9 protein-coding genes are annotated in these 11975 nt (G+C 69.4%); 4 read left to right on the top strand and 5 right to left on the bottom strand.

Features of this window, described 5'->3' with window-relative positions; genetic code table 11:
• Positions 1 to 18 precede the first annotated feature (18 nt).
• Entirely contained in the window at positions 19 to 816 is a 798-nt protein-coding gene (locus tag ACWD3I_RS01545; protein ID WP_365394394.1) for a sugar phosphate isomerase/epimerase family protein, read from the top strand.
• A 786-nt stretch (positions 817 to 1602) separates the two neighbouring features.
• Here the strand turns inward: ACWD3I_RS01545 and rbsD are convergent.
• From rbsD to ACWD3I_RS01570, 5 genes are all read right to left on the bottom strand, one after another.
• Positions 1603 to 1998 carry a D-ribose pyranase gene (rbsD, locus tag ACWD3I_RS01550; protein WP_365394258.1) on the bottom strand — a complete coding sequence of 132 codons (396 nt, stop codon included), beginning with the start codon at positions 1996 to 1998 and terminating at the stop codon, positions 1603 to 1605.
• On the bottom strand, positions 1995 to 2897 hold the full coding sequence (locus ACWD3I_RS01555) for a ribokinase (RefSeq protein WP_365394259.1): 903 nt from the start codon (positions 2895 to 2897) through the stop codon (positions 1995 to 1997). The genes rbsD and ACWD3I_RS01555 overlap by 4 nt, the downstream gene beginning before the upstream one ends.
• Before the next feature lie 67 nt (positions 2898 to 2964).
• Entirely contained in the window at positions 2965 to 4914 is a 1950-nt protein-coding gene (locus ACWD3I_RS01560) for an ABC transporter permease/substrate-binding protein (protein ID WP_365394260.1), read from the bottom strand.
• Entirely contained in the window at positions 4904 to 6433 is a 1530-nt protein-coding gene (locus ACWD3I_RS01565) for a sugar ABC transporter ATP-binding protein (RefSeq protein WP_365394261.1), read from the bottom strand. The genes ACWD3I_RS01560 and ACWD3I_RS01565 overlap by 11 nt, the downstream gene beginning before the upstream one ends.
• Positions 6430 to 7467: a LacI family DNA-binding transcriptional regulator gene (locus ACWD3I_RS01570; RefSeq protein WP_365394262.1), complete on the bottom strand. Its 1038-nt coding sequence runs from the start codon at positions 7465 to 7467 to the stop codon at positions 6430 to 6432. The genes ACWD3I_RS01565 and ACWD3I_RS01570 overlap by 4 nt, the downstream gene beginning before the upstream one ends.
• Positions 7468 to 7676: 209 nt before the next feature.
• Between ACWD3I_RS01570 and ACWD3I_RS01575 the strand changes: the two genes are divergently transcribed.
• The 3 genes from ACWD3I_RS01575 to ACWD3I_RS01585 all read left to right on the top strand — a co-directional run bounded on the left by ACWD3I_RS01575 (position 7677) and on the right by ACWD3I_RS01585 (position 11847).
• Entirely contained in the window at positions 7677 to 8042 is a 366-nt protein-coding gene (locus ACWD3I_RS01575) for a cupin domain-containing protein (protein WP_365394263.1), read from the top strand.
• A gap of 47 nt (positions 8043 to 8089) precedes the next feature.
• Positions 8090 to 10324: an SF1B family DNA helicase RecD2 gene (gene recD2 / locus ACWD3I_RS01580; protein ID WP_365394264.1), complete on the top strand. Its 2235-nt coding sequence runs from the start codon at positions 8090 to 8092 to the stop codon at positions 10322 to 10324.
• Between the two features lie 233 nt (positions 10325 to 10557).
• Positions 10558 to 11847 carry a citrate synthase gene (locus ACWD3I_RS01585; protein WP_365394265.1) on the top strand — a complete coding sequence of 430 codons (1290 nt, stop codon included), beginning with the start codon at positions 10558 to 10560 and terminating at the stop codon, positions 11845 to 11847.
• The last annotated feature ends 128 nt before the right edge of the window (positions 11848 to 11975 follow it).

The raw sequence follows: 11975 nt of genomic DNA on the forward strand, positions 1-11975 counted from the left end.
CGCTTCTCCATCAACCAGATGACGGTCAAGCAGCTGTCGATGCCGGAACTGGCCGACGCCTGCGGCCGGTTGGGCATCGTCAACGTCGGTCTGTGGCGGGAGCCCGTCCAGACGTACGGCCTGGAGGCGACGGCCAAGCTGGTCCGCGACGCGGGTCTGACCGTCACCACGCTGTGCCGTGGCGGCTTCTTCACGGCCATCGACGCGGGGGAGCGCGCCGCGGCCCTGGACGACAACCGCCGTGCCGTCGACGAGGCGGCGACGCTCGGCACGGACACCCTGGTCCTGGTCTCCGGCGGCCTGCCGGCCGGCTCCAAGGACCTGCACGGCGCCCGTGAACGCATCGCGGACGCCCTCGCGGTCCTGGGCCCGTACGCGGAGGAGCGCGGCGTGAAGCTGGCCATCGAGCCGCTCCACCCGATGTACGCCTCCGACCGCTGCGTGGTCTCCACGCTCACGCAGGCGCTGGACCTCGCGGAACGCTTCCCCGCGCACCAGGTCGGCGTCACGGTCGACACGTACCACATCTGGTGGGACGACAACGCTCCCGCGCAGATCGCCCGCGCGGGCGCCTCCGGCCGTATCCACACCTTCCAGCTCGCCGACTGGACCACCCCGCTGCCCGAGGGTGTCCTCAACGGCCGCGGCCAGATCGGCGACGGCGCGATCGACATGCGCGAGTGGCAGGGCTACGTCGAGGCGGCCGGCTACACCGGTGCCATCGAGGTGGAGCTCTTCAACGACGGGCTGTGGGCGCGGGACGGACGCGAGGTGCTGGCGGAGACGGCGGAGCGGTTCGTGGCGCACACGGCCTGACGGCCGCGGTTTGCTCAGGAGGCCCTGGGCGTGGGTGGTTCCTTGCCTGCGCCCAGGGCCCCTGGTGTGTGCCCGCCCGAGGTCTCCGGTCTGGCGGTGCCTGTCCTGTCTGCCCGCGGGTCCGCCCACGCGCAACAGCCGGATTCGGGCCGGCACCGCGTTGGACCCCAGATGCAGACAGGTTCACGACGAGGATCGCCGGGGCGACGATGGCGACCGCCTCCGGTAGAGCGGGTTCCAGGAGCAGCGCGAGAGTGACAGCCGTGATGCCGTTCTGCTGGCTCAGGGACAAGGCCAGCCAGAGCCCCCTGCGATGATCGCCGCCTTGAGGCCCACCCCGAAGGTGATGGCGACGACGGTCCGGTACACGTGCCCGCGGCTTTCGGGACGGCCTACGCCGCCGGCGCTGCCGTAGAGCCCCACTCGAGCAGTCCGGCGGTCAGATAGCCGTAGAACCCGTTTCCGGCCTCGGTGTCCATCCACAGCCACTGGCCCGTCAGACAGCCGGTACCCGCGATGAGGACCGGGAGCAGCCGGACGTCCTGGTGCGCTACCTGAAACGCGGCCCTGCGGCGTCTTGACCCCTCCGCGAGATGCGCCGGAAAAAAACTTCAGATGCCGTGCAACCCTTCCCCCACCTCGCGGGTCGTACTTGGCATCAGGACTTCTGGGGAGGGGATCTGGGGGGATCGCGGGGGTTCTGATACGGAGGGGAAAACCCGAGGGGGCCTGGTCGACGGACCAGGCCCCCTCGAAGTTTGTACGGCTGCAACGAAGCTCGTACGGCTAGAAGAACACCCCGCAGCGCAGCAGCACGTTCGCGTACGGCCGTGCTTCGCCGGTCCGCACGACCAGCCGGGCACCCGCCGACAGCTCCTTCAGCCGCTCGTGCGAGACGAACTCCAGACCACCTTCGCCGAAGTGCCCGTCCAGCAGCTTCGCCGCCGCCGGATTCGCGTCCCGCACCTCCGTCGCCACCGTGGCCACCTCCACCACCAGCTCGGCCAGCAGCCCGTCCACCACCTCGGCGAACGACGGCACCCCGGCCCGGAAGGCGAGGTCGACGACTCGGGGGCCGTCCGGTATCGGCATACCGGCATCACAGACCAGCACCCCGTCACCGTGCCCCAGCTCGGCGAGCGCGCCGGAGAGATGACGGTTCAGGATTCCCGCCTTCTTCACAGGGCGTCGACCTCCGCCGCGGTCGGGAAGGATGCCTGAGCGCCTTCCTTCGTGACGGCGGCCGCTCCGACCCGCGCCGCGTACGCCGCGGCCTCGGCCAGGGAGGCACCGGCACCGAGCCGGTACGCCAGCGCCGCCGTGAACGCGTCGCCCGCACCGGTCGTGTCCACCGCGTCCACCTTGACCGGCGCCACCCGGGTCACCCCTTCCCTGGAGGCCACCAGCGCACCCTGCGACCCCAGCGTCACCACCACCGACCGCGGCCCCTTCGCCAGCAGGATCCGCGCCCAGTCCTCCGGCTCCTCCCCGACCCGGGAGTCACCGAGGATGACCTTCGCCTCGTGCTCGTTGACGATCAGCGGATCGCAGGCGGCCAGCACCTCCGTCGGCAGCGGCCGCGGCGGCGACGGGTTCAGCACGAAACGGCTGTCCGGCGCCAGATTCCGTACCACCTCCACGACCGTCTCCAGCGGGATCTCCAACTGCACGGAGATCACCCGCGAGGCGTGGAAGAGGCTGCCCGCGGCCCGTACGTCCTGAGGCGTCAGCCGCCCGTTGGCACCCGGCGAGACCACGATGCTGTTGTCCCCCGACGGGTCCACCGTGATGAGCGCGACCCCGGTCGGCGCACCGCCGACCAGGACACCCACCGTGTCGACCCCGGACGAACGCTGCGAGTCCAGCAGCAGCCGGCCGTACGCGTCGTCGCCGACCCGGGCCAGCAGGGCCGTACGGGCGCCGAGACGGGCGGCCGCGACCGCCTGGTTCGCGCCCTTGCCGCCCGGATGGACGGCCAGGTCGGAGCCGAGCACGGTCTCACCGGCGCCCGGCCGGCGCTCGACCCCGATCACCAGGTCGGCGTTGGCCGACCCTACGACCAGGAGGTCGTAGTCGTACATGAAATTGCTCCCCTGGTAAGTGACTTCGGGCGAGCGGTCCCGTAGGAGAACCGCCCGCCCTGTGGTCTCAGCCCGTGAACCCGGCCACGTTCTCCTTCGTGACCACCTTCACCGGCACCATCACCGACTTCGCGACCTTCTCACCCTCGGCGGCCTTCACCGCGTTCTGCACGGCGATCCTGCCGAGTTCGGACGGCTGCTGCGCCACGGATGCGTACAGCGTGCCTGCCTTGACGGCCTTGAGACCGTCGTCGGTTCCGTCGAAGCCGATGACCTGGACGGACTTTCCTGCCTTGGAACCCAGTGCCTTGATCGCGCCGAGCGCCATCTCGTCGTTCTCCGCGAAGACACCGGAGACGTCCGGGTTGGCCTGCAGCAGGTTGGTCATGACGTCCAGGCCCTTGGTGCGGTCCCAGTCGGCCGGCTGCTTGGCGACGACCTCGATACCCGGGTAGGCCTTCAGCCCCTCGGCGAAACCGGCGCCGCGCTCCCGGCTGGCGGAGGTGCCGGCCTGGCCCTGGAGGATCACGATCTTTCCCTTGCCGCCCAGCTTCTCGGCGAGCGACTTGGCGGCGAGCTTGCCGCCGGTGGTGTTGTCGGAGGCGACGAGCGCGGCGGTGGTCGCGTTGTTGACCGCGCGGTCGACGGCCACCAGCGGGATGTCCGCCTTGTTCACGGCCTTCGCCGCCGGGGTCACCGCGTCCGAGTCCACCGGGTTGACGATGATCGTGCCGAGCCCCGAACTGGTGAAGTTCTCCAGCTGGTTGGCCTGCTGCGAGGCGTCGTTCTGCGCGTCCGTGACGGTCAGGTCCACGCCCAGCTTCTTGGCCTCGGCCTGCGCACCGGCACGGATCGACACGAAGAACGGGTTGTTGAGCGTCGAGAGGGAGAGCCCGATCCTCTGCGACTTCCCCGCGTCCGAGGAGCCGCTGTGCAGGAAGGACGTGGCACCGACGATCGCCGCCGCGACCACGGCGGCGAGCAGGTAGGTCGCCGCCTGCCTGCCCTTGCTGCCGGCCCCGCTCGCCGTCACCGGGGTCGCCCCGGCCTTGCGGCGCACGGTGTCGAGGAGCACGGCGAGCGCGATCACGACACCGATGACGACCTGCTGCCAGAACGCCGAGACGGACAGCAGGTTGAGCCCGTTGCGCAGCACCGCCAGGATCAGCGCACCGATCAGCGTGCCGGACGCCTTGCCCGTACCACCGGCGAGTGAGGCACCGCCGATGACGACCGCGGCGATCGCGTCGAGCTCGTAGCCCTGTGCGGCCTGCGGCTGCGCGGAGGAGAGCCGGGAGGCGAGCACGATGCCCGCGGCGGCGGCGAACAGACCGGAGAAGGCGTAGATGGCGAGCTTCTGCTTCTTCACCCGCAGACCGGAGAGCCGGGCCGCCTCCTCGTTGCCGCCGATCGCGTACATCGAGCGGCCGATGTACGTCCGGCCCAGCACGAACGCGGTGATGAGCCCCATCAGGATCATCACGAGCACCGGCACCGGCAGCCAGCCGCCGAGCGTGTCACCGAGGTGCGAGACCGAGTCGGGGAAGGCGATGGGGGAGCCCTGCGAGATCACCAGGGACAGACCGCGGGCCACCGACAGCATGGCGAGCGTCGCGATGAACGGCGGCAGCTTCCCGTACGAGATGAGGAAGCCGTTGACCAGGCCGCACGCTATGCCGGTCGCGACGGCGAGCAGCACCGCCAGGAAGACCGGCACGCCCTCCGACGTCGCGCTCCAGGCGAGGACGGTGGCGGAGAGGGCGGCGACCGAGCCGACCGACAGGTCGATGCCCGCCGAGACGATCACGAAGGTCACACCGAAGGCGAGGATGGCGGTCACGGCCGCCTGGACGCCGACGTTGAGCAGGTTGTCCGTCGTCAGGAAGTCGCCGGACAGCGCCGACATCGCGATGACGAGGACGATCAGCGCGGTGAGCGCGCCGTTGTCGAGGAGCAGGCGGCGAAGCCCCGAGGCGCCACCCGCGCCCGTCGTGCTCTTGAGCGTGTCAGTGGCCACGGGTGGCCTCCGTTTCGGTCTTCTCGTTCGTGGGGTTGCTGACGGCGAGGGCCATCACGGCGTCCTGCGAGGCCTCGTCGGCGGAGAGTTCGCCCGCGATCCGGCCCTGGGCCATGACCAGGACCCGGTCGCTCATGCCGAGCACCTCGGGCAGATCGCTGGAGATCATGAGGACGGCGGCACCCGCGGCCGTCAGTTCGTTGATGAGCTGGTAGATCTCGACCTTGGCGCCGACGTCGATCCCGCGCGTCGGCTCGTCGAGGATCAGCACCTTGGTGTCGGCGAGCAGCCACTTGCCGATGACGACCTTCTGCTGGTTGCCGCCGGAGAGCGTGCGCACATGCTGCTGGAGTCCGGCCATCCGGACGCCCAGCTGCTCGGCGATCCGGGCGGCGGCCGCCCGTTGGCCCTTGAGATCGACGAGCCCCGCGCGTGTGGCCGAACGCAGCGTCACCAGCCCGAGGTTCTCCTCCACGGACGCGTCCAGGACGAGCCCCTGGCCCTTGCGGTCCTCGGGGATCAGCCCGATGCCGGCCGCCATGGCGGAGTTGACGTCGTGCCCCTTCAGGGGCGCTCCGGAGACCTTCACGGTGCCCTTGTCGTACGGGTCCGCGCCGAACACGGCCCGCACGACCTCGGTACGACCGGCGCCGACGAGCCCGGCGATGCCGACGACCTCACCGGCGTGCACCTCGAAGGTGACGTCGCGGAAGGCCCCGTCGCGGGTGAGCCCCTCGACGGTGAGCAGCGCGGCGCCCTTCTGCGGCTGTTCGCGCGGGTACTGCTGCTCGATCGAGCGCCCCACCATGAGGCGTACGAGCTCGTCCTCGGGGGTGGAGGCGGGGACCTGCCCGACGGACCTGCCGTCGCGGATGACGGTGACACGGTCGCCGAGGGCGGCGATCTCCTCGAGATGGTGGGTGATGAACACGATGCCCACGCCGTCCTCGCGCAGCTTCCGCACGATGGCGAAGAGCTTCTCGACCTCCTCGGAGGTGAGCACGGCGGTCGGCTCGTCCATGATCAGCACGCGCGTGTCCAGACTCAGCGCCTTGGCGATCTCGACCATCTGGAGGCGGGCGATGCCGAGTTCACGCACACGTGCGCGTGGCGAGACATTGACGCCCACGCGCGCGAGGAGGACCTCGGCGTCGGCCTCCATCCTCTTCCGGTCGATCATGCCGAGGCGGCGCGGCTGGCGGCCCAGGAAGATGTTCTCGGCGACCGTGAGGTCGGGCACGAGGTTGAACTCCTGGTAGATGGTGGCGATCCCGAGGCGCTCGGAGTCCTGCGCACCATGGATGCGCACCTCCTTGCCACCGGCCAGGATCCGACCGCCATCGGGGGTGTAGGCGCCGGAGAGCATCTTGATGAGGGTGCTCTTGCCCGCGCCGTTCTCACCGAGGAGGACGTGCACCTCGCCGCGGCGCAGATCGAAGTCGACGCCGTCCAGCGCGACCACGCCGGGGAAGGTCTTCCTGATGCCCTCGATGCGCAGCAACTCGTCCTGGTTGCTCACGACTGGCTCCTGTTCTGTGCGGGTGCCGACTCGGGGGAAGCCGGCTGCTCGCCGCACGAGCGGCGTACGACGAGACGGGCGGGAAGGGTGACGGACTGCGGGGGCCGTCCCTCGATGCGGTCGACGAGTGCGCGCACGGCGGCGCGGCCCAGCTCGCCCGTGGGCTGGGCGACCGCGGTGATCGGCGGATCGGTGTGCACGAACCAGGGGATGTCGTCGAACGCGGCGAGCGCCATGTCCTGCGGAACCCGCAGCCCACGCGCGCGTACGGCGTCCAGGGCGCCCAGCGCCATCAGGTTGTCGGCCGCGAACACGACCTCGGGCGGCTCGGGCAGATCGAGGAAGCCCTCGGTGACCCGGCGCCCGCTCTCGGCCTGGAAGTCGCCCTGCCCTATGTAGGCGCCGGGGAGTTCGAGACCGTGGGCCTGGAGCGCCTCTCTGAAGGCCTCCACACGTTCGCGACCGGTGGTGGTGGCGGCGGGCCCCGCGATGATGGCGAGCCGTCGGTGCCCGAGCGCGTGCAGATGCGCGACGAGATCGCGCACGGCGTCCCGCCCGTCGGAGCGGACGACGGGCACATCGAGGCCGGGGATCCACCGGTCCACGAAGACCATCGGTGTCCCCCCGCGCGCGGTGTCCAGCATCAGCGGGGAGCCGCCGTCGGTGGGGGAGACGAGGAGGCCGTCGATACGGCGGTCCAGCAGGGTCCGTACGTGGTGATCCTGGAGGTCGGGCCGCTCGTCGGCGTTGCCGATGATGACGCTGTACCCCAGCGCGCGGGCCGCTTCCTCGACGGAGCGGGCCAGCTCGGTGAAGTACGGGTTCATCACGTCGCTGATGACCAGGCCGAGGGTGCGGGTCTGGTCGGTGCGCAGCGAACGGGCGACGGCGTTCGGGCGGTAGCCCAGCGCCTCGACAGCGGCCAGCACACGGGTGCGTGCGTCCTCGCTGACCGACGGATGGTCGTTCAGGACGCGCGACACCGTGGCGACGGAGACCCCCGCCTCGGCAGCGACGTCCTTGATGCTCGCCATCGCCGCTCCACCTCCTCGTGGAATCGATTACATCGACGTATGCAGAGGATTGGAATCGATTACACGCGGGTTAATCAAGACCCTGCGGGCATCCCGAGATCCGATCGTGATGATCGGCGCTCAGATGTTGTGCCGGCCGCGGTGGTGTCACGCTGGAGGTACGGAGTGATCTCACCGAGGCCCTCGCGAGGGCCGGAGACGGAGGAGTCATGACGTCGGCGACACGCAACGACGTCCCTGTGGCCATGGAGGGCAACGGGGTCGAACTGCGCACGATGCCCATCGGCGGCGGCATGTCCGTCGGCTACATCCACCTTCCCCAGGGCACGGACATGGGCCCCGCCTTCAAGGGTCTGACCGACGACGCCTGCCAGTGCCCCCACTGGGGCTACCTCCTCAAGGGCAAACTCCGGATGCGCACGGCCACGGGCTCGGAGACCTACGAGGCGGGCCAGGCGTACTACTGGGCGCCCGGCCATGTCCCGGAGGCGCTGGAGGACTGCGACTTCGTGGAGTTCTCCCCGACGGAGGACTTCGAGACGGTGCTCACCCACGTGAAGTCCCAGTCGGCCTGACCGCTGACGCACGCCCCACTGTCACAGGCCCCCGGTACCGTCGGATCATGGCTCAGGGGCTCGCCGTACTCGAAGGCGTACTGGAACGGATCACGTACGCCAACGAGGAGAACGGCTACACGGTCGCCCGTGTCGACACCGGCAGGGGCGGCGGCGACCTCCTCACCGTCGTCGGCGCGCTGCTCGGCGCCCAGGTCGGTGAGTCCCTCCGGATGGAGGGGCGTTGGGGCTCGCACCCCCAGTACGGCAAGCAGTTCACCGTGGAGAACTACACGACCGTCCTGCCGGCCACCGTCCAGGGCATCCGCCGCTACCTGGGCTCGGGCCTCGTCAAGGGCATCGGGCCTGTCTTCGCCGACCGCATCACCCAGCACTTCGGCCTGGACACCCTGCAGATCATCGAGGAGGAGCCCAAGCGGCTCATCGAGGTCCCCGGGCTCGGCCCGAAGCGGACCAAGAAGATCGCCGACGCCTGGGAGGAGCAGAAGGCGATCAAGGAGGTGATGCTCTTCCTCCAGACCGTGGAAGTCTCCACGTCCATCGCCGTGCGGATCTACAAAAAGTACGGCGACGCCTCCATCTCCGTCGTCAAGAACCAGCCCTACCGCCTCGCCTCCGACGTCTGGGGCATCGGCTTCCTCACCGCCGACAAGATCGCCCAGTCCGTCGGCATCCCGCACGACAGCCCGGAGCGCGTCAAGGCGGGCCTGCAGTACGCCCTTTCGCAGGCCACGGACCAGGGCAACTGCTACCTCCCCGAGGAGAAGCTGATCGCCGACGCGGTCAAGCTCCTCCAGGTCGACACCGGTCTCGTCATCGAGTGCCTCGCCGAACTGGCCGAGCCTTCCGAGGAAGGCGAGGACCCCGGTGTCGTACGGGAGAAGGTGCCCGGCGAACACGGCGAGCCGGTCACCGCGATCTACCTGGTCCCCTTCCACCGAGCCGAACTCTCCCTCTCCGCCCAGCTCTTGCGCCTCCTGCGCACGGCCGAGGACCGCATGCCGGGCTTCCACGACGTGGCCTGGGACAAGGCGCTCGGCTGGCTGAAGGGCCGTACGGGCGCCGACCTCGCCCCCGAGCAGGAGGCCGCCGTCAAGCTCGCGCTCACCAAGAAGGTCGCCGTCCTCACCGGCGGCCCCGGCTGCGGCAAGTCCTTCACGGTCCGTTCGATCGTGGAGCTGGCCCGCGCCAGGAAGGCCAGGGTCGTCCTCGCCGCCCCCACGGGGCGTGCCGCCAAGCGCCTCGCCGAACTCACCGGCGCCGAGGCCTCCACCGTCCACCGCCTCCTGGAGCTGAAGCCGGGCGGGGACGCGGCGTACGACAAGGACCGTCCCCTCCAGGCGGACCTGGTGGTGGTGGACGAGGCGTCGATGCTGGACCTGCTCCTCGCCAACAAGCTGGTGAAGGCGGTACCCCCGGGCGCGCACCTGCTCTTCGTCGGGGACGTCGACCAACTCCCCAGCGTCGGAGCGGGGGAGGTCCTGCGCGACCTGCTCGCCGACGGCAGCCCCATCCCCGCCGTACGCCTCACGCGCGTGTTCAGGCAGGCCCAGCAGTCCGGTGTGGTCACCAACGCCCACCGGATCAACTCCGGGCAGCACCCCGTCACCGACGGCATGAAGGACTTCTTCCTCTTCGTCGAGGACGACACGGAGGAGGCGGGCCGGCTCACGGTCGACGTCGCGGCCCGGCGAATTCCGGCCAAGTTCGGACTCGACCCGCGCCGCGACGTCCAGGTCCTCGCCCCCATGCACCGGGGCCCCGCCGGCGCCGGAAACCTCAACGGCCTGTTGCAGCAGGCCATCACGCCAGGCCGACCTGACGTGCCGGAGAAGCGGTTCGGCGGGAGGGTCTTCCGCGTCGGCGACAAGGTCACCCAGATTCGCAACAACTACGAGAAGGGCAAGAACGGTGTCTTCAACGGCACCGTGGGCGTCGTCACCTCGCTCGACCCGGTCGAGCAGCGCCTCACGGTGCTGACGGACGAGGATGAGGAGATTCCGTACGAATTCGATGAACTGGACGAACTGGCCCATGCCTACGCGGTGACCATTCACCGTTCCCAGGGCAGTGAATATCCCGCCGTGGTGATCCCCGTCACCACAGGAGCATGGATGATGCTTCAACGGAATCTGCTCTACACGGCGGTCACCCGGGCCAAGAAGCTGGTCGTCCTCGTCGGTTCGCGCAAGGCGATCGGTCAGGCGGTGCGCACGGTGTCGGCGGGGCGGCGCTGTACGGCCCTCGACTTCCGCCTCTCACCGGGCCCCCTCCGGGAGTGAGGTGGGACGCCGGGTCACGCATCGCGAAAAATGATCGATCAAATGAGTCATGAAGGTCACAGAGCCCTTCCGGAACCGGGCGAGGAGGGGCAGGATGGGCAAGCTGGCGGCACTGAGTGCCGCCAATTAGCCCAATGGCCGACCCCGAGTGCACTCTCCTGCGCCAAATGGGGGATGGTAGAGACAGTCAGGGCAACCTCGAAGATGAGGCACAACGTCGGGTGAGGGAAGACGTGAGCGACAACTCTGTAGTACTGCGGTACGGCGACGGCGAGTACACCTACCCGGTGATCGACAGCACCGTCGGCGACAAGGGCTTCGACATCGGCAAGCTCCGCGCCCAGACCGGTCTGGTGACACTGGACAGCGGCTACGGGAACACCGCGGCCTATAAATCCGCCGTCACCTACCTCGACGGCGAGGCGGGCATCCTCCGCTACCGCGGCTACCCGATCGAACAGCTGGCCGAGCGCTCCACCTTCCTGGAGGTCGCCTACCTGCTGATCAACGGCGAGCTGCCGACCGTCGACGAACTCACCTCGTTCAAGAACGAGATCACGCAGCACACCCTGCTGCACGAGGACGTCAAGAACTTCTACCGTGGCTTCCCGCGCGACGCCCACCCGATGGCGATGCTGTCCTCGGTCGTCTCCGCGCTGTCCACCTTCTACCAGGACAGCCACAACCCCTTCGACGAGAACCAGCGCAACCTCTCGACGATCCGCCTCCTCGCCAAGCTTCCGACGATCGCGGCGTACGCGTACAAGAAGTCGATCGGCCACCCGTTCGTCTACCCGCGCAACGACCTCGGTTACGTCGAGAACTTCCTTCGCATGACCTTCTCGGTCCCCGCGCAGGAGTACGACCTGGACCCGGTCGTGGTCGCCGCCCTGGACAAGCTGCTCATCCTGCACGCGGACCACGAGCAGAACTGTTCGACGTCGACGGTCCGCCTGGTCGGTTCCTCGCAGGCGAACATGTTCGCCTCGATCTCCGCCGGCATCTCCGCGCTCTGGGGCCCGCTGCACGGCGGCGCCAACCAGTCCGTCCTGGAGATGCTCGAGGGTATCCAGGCCTCCGGCGGCGATGTCGACTCCTTCATCCGCAAGGTGAAGAACAAGGAGGACGGCGTCCGCCTGATGGGCTTCGGCCACCGGGTGTACAAGAACTTCGACCCGCGCGCCAAGATCATCAAGGCCGCGGCCCACGACGTTCTCTCGGCGCTGGGCAAGTCCGACGAGCTGCTGGACATCGCCCTGAAGCTGGAGGAGCACGCGCTCTCCGACGACTACTTCGTCTCGCGCAGCCTCTACCCGAACGTCGACTTCTACACCGGCCTCATCTACCGCGCCATGGGCTTCCCGACCGAGATGTTCACGGTCCTCTTCGCCCTCGGCCGCCTCCCCGGCTGGATCGCCCAGTGGCACGAAATGATCAAGGAGCCCGGCTCCCGCATCGGCCGCCCCCGCCAGATCTACACGGGCGTCGTCGAGCGCGACTTCGTCCCGGTCGAGGAGCGCTGACACCTGCCGGCGGGGGGCACCGCTTCGGTGGGTGCCTCCGTCGGTTTGCGCTCACGCGTCTGGGCCCGTTGACATACAGGGCCCGGCGGGTGCGGCCGGGGATTGCCCCCGGGCAGACGCTGCCGCGG

This window comes from Streptomyces sp. NPDC002817, assembly GCF_053592055.1.

Coding starts and splice junctions, on each gene's coding strand:
- ACWD3I_RS01545 (WP_365394394.1), top strand. CDS start 19: ATGACGGTCAAGCAGCTGTCGATGCCGGAACTGGCCGACGCCTGCGGC.
- ACWD3I_RS01555 (WP_365394259.1), bottom strand. CDS start 2,897: ATGTACGACTACGACCTCCTGGTCGTAGGGTCGGCCAACGCCGACCTG.
- ACWD3I_RS01570 (WP_365394262.1), bottom strand. CDS start 7,467: ATGGCGAGCATCAAGGACGTCGCTGCCGAGGCGGGGGTCTCCGTCGCC.
- ACWD3I_RS01575 (WP_365394263.1), top strand. CDS start 7,677: ATGACGTCGGCGACACGCAACGACGTCCCTGTGGCCATGGAGGGCAAC.
- recD2 (WP_365394264.1), top strand. CDS start 8,090: ATGGCTCAGGGGCTCGCCGTACTCGAAGGCGTACTGGAACGGATCACG.